Origin of the sequence: Alteromonas sp. CNT1-28, from assembly GCF_022348345.1 — a bacterium.
GTDB lineage: Bacteria > Pseudomonadota > Gammaproteobacteria > Enterobacterales > Alteromonadaceae > Alteromonas > Alteromonas macleodii.
Map to the genome: position 1 here is coordinate 21,421 of NZ_JAKREZ010000030.1, position 16,801 is coordinate 38,221.

The window sequence follows — 16,801 nt, forward strand, 5'->3', positions numbered from 1 at the left end:
AGGGATGATGTGTGAGGCTTAAAAAGATTAAGCTCGCGGGTTTCAAGTCCTTTGTTGAGCCAACTACTATTCCATTCCCCGGCGAAATGACCGCCATCGTAGGTCCTAACGGCTGCGGCAAGTCGAATGTCATTGATGCTGTACGTTGGGTTTTAGGTGAAAGTTCTGCCAAAAACTTACGCGGCGATGCAATGACCGACGTGATTTTTAATGGCTCTTCGTCTCGTAAGCCAGTGGGGCAATGTAGCGTTGAACTTGTTTTCGACAACAGTGCAGGGCGGATAGCAGGTGAATTTGCCAACTACAATGAGCTATCTGTTAAACGCTTAGTTACACGGGACGCCACCTCTACCTATTTTCTAAACGGCACTAAATGTCGCCGGCGTGATGTCACCGATCTGTTTTTAGGAACAGGGCTAGGCCCCCGGTCTTACGCCATCATTGAGCAAGGTATGATCTCGCGGCTTATTGAATCTAAGCCACAGGATTTGCGTGTATTCATAGAAGAAGCCGCGGGTATCTCAAAGTACAAAGAGCGCCGCAGAGAGACAGAAAACCGTATAAGGCACACGCAAGATAACCTTGAACGCTTGAATGATGTGCGCGATGAATTGGGCAAGCAGCTCGAAAAATTACAGCGTCAGGCTGCTGCGGCTACTCGATACAAAACGCTACGTGCACAAGCCAGAGAGCTAAAAGGCCAGTTAGCAGCCCTTCGTTTTCTGAAAAACAGTGAACATATTGAAGCGCTGCAAAAACAGCAGCAAGCACTGCAGTTAGAAGTGGACGACTTAGTGGCTCGGCTACAGGGCGACGAAGCTGGGCTTGAGTCGTATAAAACAAAGCAGCTGGAAACAAAACAAACCATAGATGATCTTCAGCAGCAGCTGTTTACTGCCAGTAACGCAATAACACGACTAGAGCAAAATGCGCTGCACGCAAAACAACGCAAAGGGCAGGTAGAGCAAGAGTTAGCACGAATTAGCGAGCAACACGAATTGCTTAACCACTCTATTGACGAGGCACAGGAAGCGCTTGCGGTATCAAACGAGGCGCTTGAAAACATTGAGCCTGAATTTGCCCTTAAGGAAGCAGAGTTAGAGCATGCCAAAGAGCGTTTTGAAGACGCTGAACAAGCGCTAAGAGAGTTTAACGCACAAGCGCGAGCGCAAGAACAAACCTACAATCAATTTCGTCAGAATGTTCAGCAATGCCATAGCCAAATTCAGTCAACGATGAGCATGCAGTTACGCACTTCTCAGCGTATCAGCGAACTACAAGACGAGCTAAAACAGCTAGATGAAGAAGATTTTGCCAGTCAGATAACGCTTTTAGAAGAGCAATGTAGCGAACTCGATTTTGACCTTGATGAAGCTAAGCAATTATTTCAAGAGTCTAATCAAAAGGTGTCGCAGCAACAAGACGAAGTCAACGCAATAGAAGCGAAGCGCCGTGATGCACAGGGCCAGTTACAAACTGCACTGTCCACAAAAGCTGCGCTAGAAGCGCTTCAACAAGATGCCTCAAATAATGAAGACGTAACGTTAGACGGAATAGAAAAGCTGTGGCAGCAGTTTAGCTCTAACCAAACTCTTGCACCTTGCGTAGAATCGATTTTACAACACACCAAAGACCCCGTTGTTGCTAAAAGCCATGACATACAGGCACTGCTGCAAAACCACGCTTATTTGCCAAGCGGCATTAAAGTGTTTACCGATAAGGCGTTTGTAAGCACTGCCAGATCGGGTTCACTTGCACACGCTTTATTAACTGAATCTAGCACTAATGAATCGTCAACACAGCGTGTTCCCGCATTTTTTAATGACATTTACCTTTGTAGCAACGATGACGAACTTGCGGCAACGATTGAAAGTGCTTTTGACAATGATGATGAACCTGAAGGTATAGCCAAGGGGTTTACTAGCGCAATCTCGCCTTCAGGGTTGTGGGCAAGCTCGCAGTGGGTAGTGAAACCTGGCGAAGCAAGCGACGGTGCTTTGCAGCGGGCGAACAAAATTAAGGGACTGGTAGAAAGCATTGAAGAAACTGAAAGCCTTATAGATGAGATTGAGCATTCACTAGAGCGCGCTAAACAGGCACTTGAACAGAGCGTAGCGCAAAAGCAGGCTATTCAGAGCGCCTTGGGTGAAAAAGAAAACCAGCGCGCACAGATTAAAAATAAACTTTCTTTGCTTGAAATGCAGCAAGAGCAACAGTCTACACGCACTGCCAAACTTAATGACGAGTTAGCAAAGCAAGAGTTAATGTTAGCGAAAGAAGAAGAGCAGTTAGCTCAGCTTTCGGAAAAATTAGAGCTTCAAGAGGCACAAATTCTTGAACACGAAGTACACATTGACGATGTGAACGCTAAGCGTGATGCAAATGAGCGAACTGCGTCAGAGTTGCGCGCGTTAGTTGATACATTAACGTCGCAAAATCATGAGCTTGCACTTAAGAAGCAGCAACTAGAGAACCACCAGAATTTATATAGCCAACAGGTTACACGTAACCTTCAGCAGCGTGAAGAGTACATAAAAAACAAAGAAAGATTACAAAAAGAACTTACACAGCTGACGTCTCCTGAAGAAATTCAAGAAGCAGAGCTTCAGTCGTTGTTGGAAAACAAAGCGGAATTAGAACAGCTGAAAAGTGCTAAGCAAAGTAGTCTTGAAGATATAGAGCAGTGGTTGCGAGAAGCTGAAAAAGGGCATCAAGCTCTGGGTAAAGACATTCAAACGCGACAAACCAATATCGATAAACTTAACATTGATATTGAAGGATATCGGGTACGTGCGAATACGATTTTAGAACAGCTTGATGAAACGCAGCAGTCGCTGAAGAGCATTCTAGAAACCTTACCTGAAGATGCCGAAGAGAAGCGCTGGCAAGAAGACCTTGAAAAAACGCAGGCTAATTTGCAGCGCTTAGGTGCAGTGAACTTAGCCGCAGTTGAAGAGTATGAAACCCAGTCGGAAAGAAAGTCACATTTAGATACACAGCACAACGACCTTACTGAAGCCTTGGAAACGCTACAGTCGGCCATTCGTAAAATTGATAAAGAAACTCGCACGCGCTTTTCTACCACCTTTGAACAGGTTAACGAAGACCTTAAAACGTTATTTCCCAAAGTGTTTGGGGGCGGTTCGGCGTATCTTGCGCTTACCGATGACGATTTGTTAGAAACTGGGGTGACGATAATGGCTCGCCCCCCCGGTAAGAAAAATAGTACGATTCACCTCTTAAGCGGTGGAGAAAAAGCATTAACCGCTTTATCATTGGTGTTTGCTATTTTTAGATTAAATCCGGCACCGTTTTGTTTGCTGGATGAAGTAGATGCACCATTGGATGATGCAAATGTAGGGCGCTTTTGTAACTTAGTGTCAGAAATGTCACAAACAGTGCAGTTTATTTATATCACCCACAATAAAATAGCGATGGAAATGGCCAGTCACCTAACCGGTGTTACCATGGCGGAACCGGGAGTTTCGCGCATGGTGGCGGTAGATGTGGACGAGGCTGTAGCCTTCGCAGAAGCATAACAAAGGGCGAAAGAAATTAAATGGAAGATCAATTACGTCTATTTTTACTCCTTGGAGGCACGGTTTTTATCATCGCAGTGCTTGCCCATGGTATTTGGAAAATTCGTAAAAACAGTAAGCCTTCAGAAAAAGAGCGCTTAGAGCCCCGTCAGTGGCAAGATGATGACAACGATTTTGAGTCGGACGAACAGGAAGGGTTTGACGAGCTGGGCATTGGTGCGGTGCGTGTAGTTAGTAAATCGCAAAACCAAGAGCATGAGGCTGCAAGCGACGTATCGACGAATACGGCAAATGGCCCTGCACATCACGATATCAATGAAAAACATGCTTACAGCAGCGAAGAAGCTGATGACGACGATAGCTTGTCTCAACACGCTACGTCAAAAGAGCAAGGTGATGAAAAAGAGGGCGCACATGGTGAGCATGCGGGTAAACGCTCAAGCAATGTTGGTGATACTGCTAAGCAGTCTGATGCCAAAGAAGAAGCCCAGAAAGCGCCAAAGCTTTACGGTTCTGTGGTTACGAATCCTAAGCCGCACATGAAAGGCCAAGCCCGACCCGATGGCGGATCAACCAAAGGGTCTAGCAGAGGTGATGAAAGCCTTGCTGCGTTCCCTGAACCTCCAGGTTTCTTACTTCGTGAAGGCGAAGAGCAAGAGGAAGTGTCTTTAGCGTCGAATGGTCAGCGTGAAGAAAGCGAACAACCAAATACTCCAAGTAATCAGGAGAGAGCGGAAAGCGCGCAATCGCATGACCCAATTCAGAGTCAGGCGGGCGGTCATCAAGAAAGAGGGCGTGCAGAACCAGTTCGTCCTGCACAGAAGTTTTATATCGACCCAACGCTTGAAGAAGAGCCCCAAGCGGTGCAACCGCCGGCTAAAAACGAAAGAGAAGTTGCTGATTTTAGTTTAGATGCACCCGAAGAGTCTGTTTCATCCAGCGATGTTCATGAAGAAAATGAACAGCCGCGACGTTTTGCACGTAACAAACGAAGCAAAACGCCAGTGAGAAGACGTGAAGAGCCGAATTTTGGTGACGATCAAATGCGTATTGATTTTGACACCAGTGAAGCAGCTAGCGCTGATTTTGGCGATGAAAGCTTTAGTGCTAATGAGTCAGGTAATGATGGTGCTGGAACTACATCAAAGACCGCTAAGTCGTCGATTGAACCCGAGGTTTTGGTATTAAATGTAAGAACGCCAGAAGGCGAGCCCATTTCAGGCGCTGCACTATTACCTATGCTATTAACATTAGGGTTTAAATTTGGCGATCAAGACATCTTCCACCGCCACGTAAACTCAAACGGCAAAGGGCCAGTATTGTTTAGCCTTGCTAACATGTTTAAGCCTGGGGTTTTCGATATTGATAACCTAGAGAACTTTGAAACCCAAGGTATTTCACTGTTTATGATATTGCCTATTGAGGGTGACCCTCATCAAGTGTTTAACATGATGCACAATGCAGCCCGCAAATTGGCAGATGAGTTCGGCGCACAAGTACTTGATGGACGCCGAAGCGTATTAACGAAGCAGGGCTTACAGCAATACGTCGAGAAAATTCGTGAGTTCGAGCGCAAGCGTATGATTGCGCGCAGCTAGCGTTAATTTATCACTTGCGCCTCAATCTTGTGGATTATTCATGTAGGTGCAAAAACAAAAAAGGACTTGGCTCATACCCAGGTCCTTTTCTATTGATCTTTGATGTATAACAAGGGCTAGCAAGCCATAGCAATGTAGCGTGGCTGTACGTTTCACAACATGACTGAAATAGGCCAGGTTTTTGCAGCCCATTTGGAACATACAGCGGCTTGGGCGAATAGGCCTTGGCAACGAATTGTAATACTTTTAACTATTTAAACGGCGTGACAACAACTCCATGTCAGATTCTTTAGAACAAGCAAAGCAACAAATAGCAACACTTCGCAACACACTTAATGAGTACAACTATCAGTACTATGTGATGGATGACCCTTCGGTTCCTGATTCAGTATATGATAGAGATATGCAGGCGCTTATTGCGCTAGAAAAACAATATCCTACGCTTCAAAGCCCGAATTCTCCCAGTCAAAAAGTAGGGGGCGCAGCGTTATCGGCCTTTGAACAAGTTACCCATGATGTTCCTATGCTGTCGCTGGATAACGCCTTTGATGAAGAATCACTGCTTGCCTTCGAAAAACGTTTAAAAGACAGACTAAAAGATTCGGCAACGTTAGATTTTAGCTGCGAACCCAAGCTAGATGGTTTAGCGGTAAGTATTCTGTATGAAAATGGCGAATTAATGCGTGCTGCAACCCGTGGTGACGGCCAGGTAGGCGAGAATATCACGGCTAACGTGCGTACCATTTCTAATGTGCCGTTAACGCTTCGTGGTGAGCATTATCCTGAGCGCGTAGAAGTGCGCGGTGAAGTGTTTATGCCTCGTGAGGGCTTTGCAAAACTCAACGAACACCAAAAAGAAACGGGGGGCAAGGTTTTTGCCAACCCTCGTAATGCTGCGGCCGGTAGTTTACGACAGTTAGACTCTAAAATTACGGCCAAGCGCCCGCTGATGTTTTATGCTTATTCTCTTGGCGTAGTGCAACCTGAAAGTTTTGAATTACCCACAACACACAGCGAGCGCCTTAAGCAATTAGGTAATTGGGGGCTGCCGCTGTGCCCTGATATCGACACCGCCGAGGGCGGTAAGGGCTGCTTGGCCTACTACAACCACATTTTGGAAAAGCGCGACAGTTTGCCGTATGACATTGACGGCGTTGTGTTTAAGGTTAACCGTATTGACCTGCAAAATGCCCTTGGATTTGTTGCTCGAGCGCCTCGCTGGACGATTGCGCAGAAGTTTCCTGCACAAGAAGAAGTGACTAAGTTACTGGACGTTGAGTTTCAAGTAGGAAGGACTGGTGCGATCACGCCGGTTGCCCGCTTAGAGCCCGTGTTTGTAGGCGGAGTTACAGTATCTAATGCTACGCTTCACAATCAGGACGAAATTTCCAGATTAGGCGTTAAAGTTGGCGACACTGTGGTGATCCGCCGTGCGGGTGACGTAATTCCTCAAGTGGTATCTGTGGTAGAAGCTAATCGCACAGGTAGCGAAACTGACATTACCTTCCCAAGCCAATGCCCAGTGTGTGACTCGCAGGTTGAGAAACTAGAAGACGAAGCGGTTGCCCGTTGCACCGGTGGGTTAATTTGTGCCGCACAACGCAAGCAGGCGCTTAAGCATTTTGCTTCGCGTAAAGCATTCGATATTGATGGTCTGGGCGACAAGTTAGTCGATCAGTTAGTTGACGCTGATCTTGTGCACAGTCCCGCCGACTTTTTCACACTTTCGTTAGGCGATGTTGTTGGGCTGGAACGCATGGCTGAAAAGTCTGCCAGTAAGCTACTGGCATCGCTAGAAGCTTCAAAGCAAACCACGCTTGCCAAGTTCCTATACGCATTGGGGATCCGTGAGGTTGGCGAAGCTACTGCGGCAAACTTGGCTGCGCACTTCGAAACCTTGGAGGCTATTCGCGAGGCGTCGCTTGAAGCACTGGTTGAAGTCCAAGACGTTGGCGAAGTGGTGGCTACCCACATTTTCAATTTCTTTAACGAGTCACACAATACCGATGTTATTGATGCGCTATTAAAAGAAGGAATTAATTGGCCAGCTATTGAAAAGCCAGATTCGGATAATTTGCCTCTTGAAGGCAAAACATGCGTTATTACCGGTACGCTTAGCGAAATGGGGCGTTCTGATGCGAAAGCCCGTTTGCAGTTACTTGGTGCAAAAGTGGCAGGCTCGGTAAGTAAGAATACCGACTTTCTTGTAGCAGGTGAAAAAGCGGGTTCCAAGCTAACCAAAGCACAAGAGCTAGATGTGGAGGTATGGGACGAAGCTGCGCTTATCGCTTTTTTATCAGAGCATGAAAAGTAGCCTGTCTGGCTTAAATTCAATAACAGAGCTCGGCGTAATGGTTTTCCTGAATAAATTAACGCCGAACTCATATTGATTGTTACCAATAAAAAACGCCACTTCTATGAAGTGGCGTTTTTTGTAATTCTTGCTCTGTCTTTTACGGCGTACTTTGTACTGAACGTTGTAAGGGGCTTGAGAAAAGGTAAATATTTCTACAAACCCTCAAGTGTAGGGCTCTCACGCTAGTGGGCTTCTTGATTCCGCATTTGTCTGCGTCTTTCCCAGGCTTTTTTCACTTGAAAGCGCCAAACCCAGTTCAAAGAGAAATAACCCGCTAGTCCAAATACAACCGAGCAAATTCCACACCCGACTAGAAATGCAGGGCCGATGGTATTAATGCTTTCTACAACCCACTGCCAACTAAACTGAAATTCAAAATGCTCAGGCTTGGTCCCAAGTACAGTAGTACCAACCTTGTAAGCTCCATAGAATATAGGCGGGATAGTAAATGGGTTAGTCACCCAAACAGTTGCAACAGATAAGGGCAGGTTTGCGCGAAATGGAATAGCTAAACCGGCAGAAAGCCACATTTGAAACGGTACCGGCCAAAACGCGAAAAATAAACCTATGCCAAATGCACCAGATGCAGAACGACGGTTTAAGTGCCACAGATTGGGCTCGTGCAATACGCTACCAAAAATTTTTAAAGCTTTGTTTTGCTTAATGCTTTGGTGATCTGGCAAAAAACGTCGGATAAATTTCTTAGGCATAAATTTCAATGCATCTCGAAAATAAAATCAAAAAAGACAGAAAAAATAACAGTAAACGGAATTGCGCAACATGAATTTGCACCACCCACATTCACTCACTGTCAATTGCTACGTGAAAACATGGTCAATCGTATCACAATTTGCTTAAGCTGTTTTTGCGCTAGCGCAATAAGTGCAGTTTCCTGGCAAAAACTTCCAAGTACTCACAGCATGGCATTGATGATTGCCATTTTAATAATATCTGTGACTATTATTATATTCATTTCGACGACAAAACCCGCTGAACATCATGCATTTCCAGAGGTGCTGCTATGTTGGGCAGTGAGCGGGCTGCTGTCTGGAGTACTTTGGGTGGCGAGTGTAGGGCATTTTTACTACGCTTGGCAACTGCCCCAAGGGAAAATTCAACAAGATGTCACAATTTCAGGTCGAGTTGTGTCGGGGGGATGTGTCTTCGGCACAGCTAGGGTGCTGGAATCAACTTATCACTATGTTGTCGCTATTGAGTCTGTCAACCGTGAAAGCACAGCGACATTTCTAGACAACGGTATACTTTCCCCCTTGCCTAAGCGTGTTTTAACTAGCAAGTTTAATTTCAAAGCTCGTCTTACTCACCAACGTTATGAATTCCCAAATGATCGAAAAAGCGAAGGCTTAGCCAATAAGAAAATCGCACATGCTCAACAGGGAACTATAGGCGTGCGGCCTCAATCAGTTTCTCCGTCCCAGGTGAAATTAAATTGTTTGCACAACGGCGATACCTTCACCGCAATTGTAAAACTTAAACCTGCATACGGTACGGCTAATCCTGTTGGAGCTAGCCGACAACAGCAGTTGGTTAGCCAATTTATTCATGCAACTGGCTATATCAAGTCGATAGAGCACTATAAAACAAAACATAATCACTCAGTGCGTTATGGACTTGCTACAACATTGCAGAAGCTAGACCTTGTTCATGAAAGATGGTGGCGCGCATTGCTGCTAGGGGATAAAACGGGCTTTACGTTGGGTGATTGGACGCTGTTACAACGCACCGGCACTGGGCACATATTTAGTATATCAGGCATGCATCTATCACTTATCGCTGGGGTCTGCTTGTTGTTTTTTAACCCTGTTATATTTTTACTCACGCATGTTACTAGCCTATTAGGCAGAGCGAAATATTGGTTAGTACGTTCAGCCTCCATCAACTATCCGGCAACAGGTCGAAAGAACAGAGAGCAGCAAACAAGTAAGATGTTTCAAACCAGCGCGCCAATTAGAGCCTCTGTGCTTTGTGTGCTTGTCGCTGCTTGTTTTTGTTACGCGTTGCTTAGTGGAAGCGCATTGCCGGTTGTGCGTGCGCTGATACTGGTAACTATGGGGAGCGTGCTGTCTCTTTCTCGACATGCATGGCGGCCAGTAAATGTTGGGCTCACAATGCTTACTTTGAGCTTGTTGCTGTTTCCTCTCTCTATATTAAACGCTAGCTTTTACTTGAGCATAGGGGCTGTACTGTGCATTTGGTTTTTAGTTGTTGTTTGGGGGCTACAGCGAGCACCATGGTATGTGTCTTTGTTTAAACTACAAGTAGCGCTTACCGTAATCATGATGCCCCTAACCCTAATATGGTTTGGTAGCGCCAGTTTTGTTGCAGTTGTTACCAACTTAATCGCCTTGCCCGTCATATCGTTACTTTTACCTATTTGTTTAATTTCGTTGTTAGTCCTTCATTTTGCTGAGTTGCCTTTCGCACAACAAGTTACGGGCATGCTTATGCATTACAGTGATGTGTGTTTAGGGTATTTGTTATCGCTTTTGAACGTTCTTAGTCAGTTTTCTGGGAGCGCTATCAATTTTTACGTAAGTAGTGGTGCGGCACTTTGTCTAATTGTCGCTTTTTTTATTTTTCTTTTGCCAACATGGCGGTACAAAGCTATCTGCGTAGCGCTTCTCTTGCTCCCATCGCTAAGCATTTTTCAAAAGTGGTTACCTACCAATGAATCGATATGGGCGCTGCATGTATTTGATGCGGGCCAGGCCAGTGCTATTGCAGTGACTGCGGGAGGTCGGGCTATGATTATTGATTCTGGCGCTCAGTTTAATGGCAATGCTCATACTGCAACGAAACATCTCTTACCTTTTTTGGAAAGTAAGCATATTTCGAATATAGATGTTGTAGTTCATACGCATAGTGACAACGATCATGCAGGAGGCGCATTAGCCATTGAACAACACGCCTTAGCTAAAAAAGCCACTTTCTATACACCAACATTAGGTTGTGAGCGAGGAAAGCGTATACGCTGGCAGAACTTAACAATCAATTTTCTATGGCCGCCAAATGGCAACAAAGAAGACAACAATGCCATGTCGTGTGTGGTTAAAATAACAAGCGACGCTGGTAGCGTGTTAATTCTTGGTGACATTGAGAAAACAAGTGAGTACGCGTTGATAACCCGTGAAATCATGGATGGTTTTTCAGAGGGGGCTTCAATGGATACTTTAGCGAGTTCTACAAATCTAAGTGCCGACATTCTTATTGCGCCGCATCACGGAAGCAAAACGTCGTCTACCAATGTTTTTATAGAACACGTTGCACCAAAAGCTGTGATCTTTACGCAAGGTTATGAGAATCGATGGCAGTTTCCTGCGTATGTTGTGGCTAAACGTTACGAGCGTTTGGGCGTAACGCAATATTTAACAAGCTATCACGGATATATAAGCGCAACCTTCGATAAGAATTCTTTCCATATAGATTCCCAACGTGGAACGTTGAAAAAACGCTGGTATTTACCAGGCATTACACCGCGACACCTCAAAGACTAAGTAATATCGCCAAATGACAGAAATATTAGCTTGTAACGAAACGAAGATGTACACGAATACCTTTAAATAGGTATGAAGTGGCCACACATTATTCACTTAGTTGGCAGACTAACCAATTTTGCCGCTATATTAGTGAATTAGAGCGAGAACGAGTACAATACTTCCAACGCGTTTTTGTTAACGTTTCAAACAGGTTAAAAAAACTACATGCAACAAGCCGACAACTCGGATTATCAAATTAAGCGCTTTTTACAGTATCTTAAAGCGTATAAAGTGCCTTTCGTTTTTGCCATCATCGGTATGGTTGGTTATTCCGCGGTAGATACCTTCGTATTTTCCCAGCTTCAGCCAATGATTGACGAATCACTGGGGAAAAACGACCATGACTATCTACGTCTAGCCGCATATGCGATTGTGCCGCTCTTTTTGTTACGGGGTGTTTTCAACTTTTTAGGTAGTTACACGCTAAGCTGGATTGGTGCTCAGGTGGTAATGCGCATGCGCCAGCAGTTGTTTGAAAAATACATTCATCTTCCAGTGGCATTTCACGATAATCATGCGGTTGGCGGGCTTATCAGTAAAGTCACCTACGACACAGAGCAAGTGGCTAATGCATCTGGTAAGGCGCTGCTAACATTGGTGAGGGAAGGCGCACTGGTCATCGGTTTGCTGTGTGTCATGTTCTATTACTCATGGCAGCTTTCTCTCATATTTCTTTTAATTGGCCCGATTGTGGCAGTGATTGTTTCTATCGTTAGTAAGCGTTTTCGCGTTGTAAGTAAAAACATTCAACAATCAATGGGCAACCTAACATCGTCGGTAGAGCAAGCGGTGAAAGGTCACAAAGTTGTGATCATGTTTGGCGGTCAAGAAATAGAGCAAAAGCGTTTCGAGCAGAAAAACAATCACAACCGTCAACAGTCAATGAAGTTGAATGTCACTTCTATTTTGAGTGTGTCTTCAATACAGGTAATAGCGTCAATTGCCCTTGCAGTCGTTCTGTTTATTGCCAGCACGCCTGGTATGCTTGAAAAGCTTACTGCAGGTGTATTTATCAATGTGGTCTTTTGCATGGTAATGCTGCTGAAGCCCCTTAAACAGCTCACTACCATTAATAACCAATTTCAAAAAGGTATGGCAGCCTGCGCCAGTATTTTTGAAATTCTTGATGAAGCAGACGAAGAAGATAAAGGGAAAACCAAAGTAGAGCGCGCAACAGGAAAAATTGAATTTGACGACGTTACATTTTCTTATCCAGGAAAACAGACGCCCGCGTTATCTAATGTGAGCTTTATCGCAAACCCTGGGCAGTCGATTGCTTTGGTAGGGCGCTCGGGAAGTGGTAAATCGACCATCTCGTCGCTGCTTACACGCTTTTATGTACCGCAAGAAGGTGAAATTCGCTTGGATGACACGGCGCTCAACGATATTGATCTTAAAGATCTGCGGGCGCAGTTCGCCGTGGTATCGCAAAACGTTACGCTATTTAACGATACCATAGCTAACAATATTGCTTATGGTGCGCGCCAAAACGTATCACGTAAAGACATCGAGAATGCGGCAAAAATGGCGCATGTTGAAGAGTTCTTATCGAACTTACCTGAAGGACTAGATACGGTAATTGGTGAAAACGGCTTGATGCTTTCGGGCGGCCAGCGTCAGCGTATTGCCATTGCAAGGGCAATACTTGCCGAAGCGCCCATACTTATTCTGGATGAAGCGACATCTGCCCTTGATACAGAGTCTGAGCGTTTGATCCAAGACGCATTAGAAACGCTGCAAAAACGATGCACCAGCATTGTTGTGGCGCACCGTTTGTCTACCATCGAAAACGCAGATTGCATTATGGTAGTGGAGCAGGGGCGCATTATTGAAAAAGGTAAACACAACGAATTGCTTGAAAAAGGTGGTCACTACGCGCAACTGCACGCGTTACAATTTGGTGAGACTAAGTGAGTCAATCACAAAGTAAAACCAAGCACGATAAATGGTATTTCGGCCATCCTTTAGTGTGGCTGCTCTCACCATTTGCGCTGCTGTTCTACTTTATTTCGGCAATTCGCCGGTTACTTTTTAAAATTGGATTCAAAAAGGCCTTTAAGGCTAACGCTCCCGTGATTGTCGTTGGCAACATATCAGTGGGCGGCAACGGCAAAACGCCAGTCGTATTAGCTTTAGCCGATTATTACCAGAAGCAGGGCTTTAAGGTCGGCATTTTAAGTCGGGGCTATGGCGCTAAATCACCAGAATACCCGCGATTAGTGAAAGGCGAAGATGATGCGTCTGAGGTGGGAGACGAACCTCGTTTACTGACCATTAGAAGCCAGTGCGACGTTGTTATCGATCCAGTCCGCGCACGTGGAGCCGCGTACTTAAGTGACGAATTACACTGCGATTTAATTATTTGTGATGACGGCCTTCAACATTACGCACTTCATCGCGACGCTGAAATTGTGGTGATGGACGATAGAAAAGTAGGCAGTGGATATTTGCTGCCAATGGGGCCCCTTCGCGAAGGACAATGGCGCCTTGGTACCGTTGATGCGCTAGTACATAATAGCCGTTCAATGCCGACATTTAGCCATGCTGTAGCGCCTCAATATCTAATGACCTTAGTAGCTGGGGACTTCACCTCTGTTTCAAACAGAGTAAGAACCAGTCCCCTTGAAGAGATACAAAAAGTGCCGTGCAACGCAATTGCTGGAATAGGTTCACCTCAGCGTTTTTTCTCTCAGCTTAAAGAAATGGGTATCCAGCTTTCTTCAGCTACACCGCTGGCGGATCACCATGCGATCACACGGTCAGACATACCGAATGGCAGAGTATTAATGACAGAAAAAGACGCCGTTAAAGCTGCACCTTTTGCTCATAACGACTGCTGGTTTTTACCTGTTACCGCGCATTTAGCGCCAGACTTTTTTAATTTAGTAAATGTGAAACTTGCCAAGGCAGGTTTGAAGATCAACCAAGACGGACAGGAATAATAACAATGGCCTTTGATAAAAAGCTTTTAGAAGTTTTGGCTTGCCCAGTGTGTAAGGGAAAATTAGTTCTGAGTGATGATAGCACCCAGTTAGTGTGTCGATTTGATAGATTGGCTTTCGATATTAAAGATGGCATCCCTGTACTTATCGAAAGTAAAGCAACAGCATTGTCGTTAGACGATGTTGACGCGACACGGTAATAAAACGTTAATCTAAGTGGTAAATAAGGGCGAAATAAAGTTATGTCATTTACAGTTGTGATCCCTGCTCGATACGGCTCAAGTCGGTTTCCTGGCAAACCCTTAGCGCTTATTGATGGAAAGCCGATGATTCAACATGTGGTTGAACGTGCTAAAGAAGCTGGAGCGGATAACGTCATTGTTGCCACGGACGATGAACGTATTCAAAACGTCGTGCTAGGTTTTGCTCAAGTATGCATGACGTCTGTCAACCACCAATCTGGAACAGAGCGCATTGCCGAGGTTATCGAAAAAGAAGGCATTGCGAGTTCTACTATTGTGGTTAACGTACAGGGGGATGAGCCATTTATTCCCGCCGAAAACATCAGGCAGGTTGCAGATAATCTTGCCAATGCGCCTCAGTGTCAGATGGCTACGTTATCTACGCCTATTGAAAGTGTTGAGGATGTGTTTAACCCCAATATCGTTAAGGTATTGGTAAACGAAAAGGGTGAGTCTATCTATTTTTCACGTTCTCCTATTCCTTTTGAACGCGATCACATGATGGCAAAGCCGCAATCTGCAAATACGTCGCTGTACAAACGCCATATAGGTATTTATGCCTATCGTGCTGAATACGTTAAGCAATATGTTGCTTATGCGCCTAGCTCTCTGGAGCAAATTGAATCCTTAGAACAGCTTCGAGCCATATGGTATGGCGATAAGATTCACTGTGAGGTGGCGATAGCGCCACCGCCAGTTGGAATTGATACCCCGGAAGATCTAGAACGTCTTTTAAAGACTATAAGTTAATAAGAAATGAGTGCTGAAATAGGGCTGACGCCTTGTAGTAAATTAGCAACAAGCCTTATCTAAACAGCCAGTTCTTATAAAAGGTGAGTGAAACCTTTTAAACGCATACACATAGTAACAAGGGAACCGTTATGAACGTAGTTATTACCGGTGGCAACAGAGGCATAGGCCTTGCGCTCACCAAGCAATATAAAGCACGTGGTGCGAAAGTTTATGCTACCTGTCGAAACAGTTGCGACGAGCTAAACAGTGCTGGTGTGACAATCATCAAAGGTGTGGACGTATCCCAACCAGAAATGTTGGCTGAAAAGCTTGCACCTTTAATGGACGTTAACATCGATTTGCTCATTAATAATGCCGGAGTGCTCGGACGCGAGAGTATTGACGATTGGGATCCAAATACCATCGATTATCAATTTAGGGTTAATGCATTAGGTCCATTGTTAGTTACTCAAACACTATTACCCGCAATGGCAAAAGACGGTAAAATTGCCATGATAACCAGTCGCATGGGTTCAATGGCAGACAATGGGTCAGGCGGCTACTATGGCTACCGAATGTCCAAAGCCGCACTAAACGCGGCGGGAGTTTCCATGGCGAATGATCTGAAGCCCAAGGGGATTGCAGTAGGTATTTTCCATCCTGGATTCGTTCAAACAGAAATGGTGAATGGAGCGGGAGATATTGATGCTGATACCTGCGCTGAGCGTTTGTCACAACGCATAGATGAGCTAAATGTATCTAACGCAGGTCGCTTCATCCATTCAAATGGTGATGAGTTGCCTTGGTAGGTTTAATGTTGGTTTGCCACAAACTCAATCAATAGTGCATAACACCAAAAGGGCGCTTACGAAAAGCGCTCTTTTACTTTTCAACTACACGTGTTCTTAACTACATGATTCCAACGCGCCTTAGCTTTTTAGCGCGTTAAATCATACGTATCAATGATTTGCTTAATAGACCCGTCTTTTAAACGAGCGCTAAGGGCTTGGTTAAACTCTGGAAATAGTGATGCGCACTTAGATTTGGCGGAGATAGCAAAATGTACATTGTTTGAAGATATAGGTGACTGGCTTATTCGCATGCCATCATTTTCTGGGTCGTTCAAGTGGCTTAGTGCTGCGCTTTGTGGTGAAACTGCGTAATCAGCACGATGTCGACGCATCATTTCATACATTTTGTCGTGGTCTTTAACTTCGATAATATTCAAGTTTGATTTAATGCTATCGAATTTTTCACCTAAGCTTATTCCTCGAGGCATCACACCAATATATTGCGCGAGTGCGTTAAGCGAAAGGTCGGTACCTCGCGTTTGAGAAAGTGAAGGAGAGAGCACAACGTAAACCTCTTCTGCTGCAAACGGTGCGGTGATAAGCCATTTTCGACTACGAGCTTCGTTCCAATAGTTTCCCGCCAAAATATCAAGCTCGCCCGCGTCGAGTTTGGATTCTATTCGTTTCCAGGGGAGCCCGGTTTCTATCTTTAGTGTGACACCTAAATCCCGTGCTAGCAGGGTTAAAACGTCAAATGCTATCCCCGTAGCTTTCAACCTTCCTTCAAACTCGTTAAATGCGTAGGGAAACCACTGTTGTGCTCCCGCGGTGTGTAAAGTCTTGCACTCTGTACTGGCAAGTGCACGAGGGTTGAATACGAAAGTTAAAATGAGCACTATGCCAAATGACAAGATGTGGCGGGAAGAGTGTTTCAGTTTGGAGTAGGGTAACATTGCCATATTTTATTAACGTACCACAGAAGATGGCATTGATAGTTTTACTTGTTTAATTATGTATAGGGTCTGTTATACATAAAACCCTATC

General features: G+C 45.0%; 11 protein-coding genes. 9 read left to right on the plus strand and 2 right to left on the minus strand.

The annotated features are described in order from the left end of the window. Positions 1-11: 11 nt before the first annotated feature. The 3 genes from smc to ligA all read left to right on the plus strand — a co-directional run bounded on the left by smc (position 12) and on the right by ligA (position 7,451). Positions 12-3,539 (plus strand): chromosome segregation protein SMC, encoded by a 3,528-nt coding sequence (gene smc / locus MHN02_RS16355; protein WP_239247386.1) that lies wholly within the window; start codon positions 12-14, stop codon positions 3,537-3,539. A 20-nt stretch (positions 3,540-3,559) separates the two neighbouring features. Further along, entirely contained in the window at positions 3,560-5,137 is a 1,578-nt protein-coding gene (zipA, locus tag MHN02_RS16360; protein ID WP_239247388.1) for a cell division protein ZipA, read from the plus strand. Between the two features lie 277 nt (positions 5,138-5,414). Next, positions 5,415-7,451 carry an NAD-dependent DNA ligase LigA gene (gene ligA, locus MHN02_RS16365; protein WP_239247389.1) on the plus strand — a complete coding sequence of 679 codons (2,037 nt, stop codon included), beginning with the start codon at positions 5,415-5,417 and terminating at the stop codon, positions 7,449-7,451. A gap of 224 nt (positions 7,452-7,675) precedes the next feature. On the opposite strand, the gene MHN02_RS16370 is transcribed toward ligA, so the two are convergent. Then, positions 7,676-8,203, minus strand: coding sequence for a DUF2062 domain-containing protein (locus MHN02_RS16370; protein WP_014949426.1), 528 nt, complete (start codon positions 8,201-8,203; stop codon positions 7,676-7,678). Positions 8,204-8,413: 210 nt separating this feature from the next. Here MHN02_RS16370 and MHN02_RS16375 point away from each other — a divergent pair, with 210 nt between their 5' ends. The 6 genes from MHN02_RS16375 to MHN02_RS16400 all read left to right on the plus strand — a co-directional run bounded on the left by MHN02_RS16375 (position 8,414) and on the right by MHN02_RS16400 (position 15,775). Beyond that, positions 8,414-11,008, plus strand: a complete 2,595-nt coding sequence (locus MHN02_RS16375; protein WP_239247390.1) for a DNA internalization-related competence protein ComEC/Rec2 — start codon at positions 8,414-8,416, stop codon at positions 11,006-11,008. A gap of 207 nt (positions 11,009-11,215) precedes the next feature. Beyond that, a complete protein-coding gene (gene msbA / locus MHN02_RS16380; RefSeq protein ID WP_239247391.1) occupies positions 11,216-12,964 on the plus strand; it encodes a lipid A export permease/ATP-binding protein MsbA in 1,749 nt (582 codons plus the stop codon). Beyond that, the gene (gene lpxK, locus MHN02_RS16385) at positions 12,961-13,992 is read left to right on the plus strand and encodes a tetraacyldisaccharide 4'-kinase (protein WP_239247392.1); all 1,032 of its coding nucleotides are present in this window, start codon (positions 12,961-12,963) and stop codon (positions 13,990-13,992) included. The genes msbA and lpxK overlap by 4 nt, the downstream gene beginning before the upstream one ends. 5 nt (positions 13,993-13,997) lie before the next feature. Then, positions 13,998-14,192, plus strand: coding sequence for a Trm112 family protein (locus MHN02_RS16390; RefSeq protein ID WP_014949430.1), 195 nt, complete (start codon positions 13,998-14,000; stop codon positions 14,190-14,192). 42 nt (positions 14,193-14,234) lie between these two features. Continuing rightward, positions 14,235-14,984 (plus strand): 3-deoxy-manno-octulosonate cytidylyltransferase, encoded by a 750-nt coding sequence (gene kdsB, locus MHN02_RS16395; RefSeq protein ID WP_187447460.1) that lies wholly within the window; start codon positions 14,235-14,237, stop codon positions 14,982-14,984. A gap of 131 nt (positions 14,985-15,115) precedes the next feature. Next, on the plus strand, positions 15,116-15,775 hold the full coding sequence (locus tag MHN02_RS16400; RefSeq protein ID WP_014949432.1) for an SDR family oxidoreductase: 660 nt from the start codon (positions 15,116-15,118) through the stop codon (positions 15,773-15,775). A 128-nt stretch (positions 15,776-15,903) separates the two neighbouring features. On the opposite strand, the gene MHN02_RS16405 is transcribed toward MHN02_RS16400, so the two are convergent. After that, positions 15,904-16,716, minus strand: a complete 813-nt coding sequence (locus MHN02_RS16405) for a transporter substrate-binding domain-containing protein (protein WP_014949433.1) — start codon at positions 16,714-16,716, stop codon at positions 15,904-15,906. Positions 16,717-16,801 lie beyond the last annotated feature (85 nt).

Coding starts and splice junctions, on each gene's coding strand:
- msbA (WP_239247391.1), top strand. CDS start 11,216: ATGCAACAAGCCGACAACTCGGATTATCAAATTAAGCGCTTTTTACAG.
- MHN02_RS16405 (WP_014949433.1), bottom strand. CDS start 16,716: ATGGCAATGTTACCCTACTCCAAACTGAAACACTCTTCCCGCCACATC.
- MHN02_RS16375 (WP_239247390.1), top strand. CDS start 8,414: ATGGCATTGATGATTGCCATTTTAATAATATCTGTGACTATTATTATA.
- zipA (WP_239247388.1), top strand. CDS start 3,560: ATGGAAGATCAATTACGTCTATTTTTACTCCTTGGAGGCACGGTTTTT.
- MHN02_RS16400 (WP_014949432.1), top strand. CDS start 15,116: ATGAACGTAGTTATTACCGGTGGCAACAGAGGCATAGGCCTTGCGCTC.
- MHN02_RS16390 (WP_014949430.1), top strand. CDS start 13,998: ATGGCCTTTGATAAAAAGCTTTTAGAAGTTTTGGCTTGCCCAGTGTGT.
- MHN02_RS16370 (WP_014949426.1), bottom strand. CDS start 8,203: ATGCCTAAGAAATTTATCCGACGTTTTTTGCCAGATCACCAAAGCATT.
- ligA (WP_239247389.1), top strand. CDS start 5,415: ATGTCAGATTCTTTAGAACAAGCAAAGCAACAAATAGCAACACTTCGC.
- kdsB (WP_187447460.1), top strand. CDS start 14,235: ATGTCATTTACAGTTGTGATCCCTGCTCGATACGGCTCAAGTCGGTTT.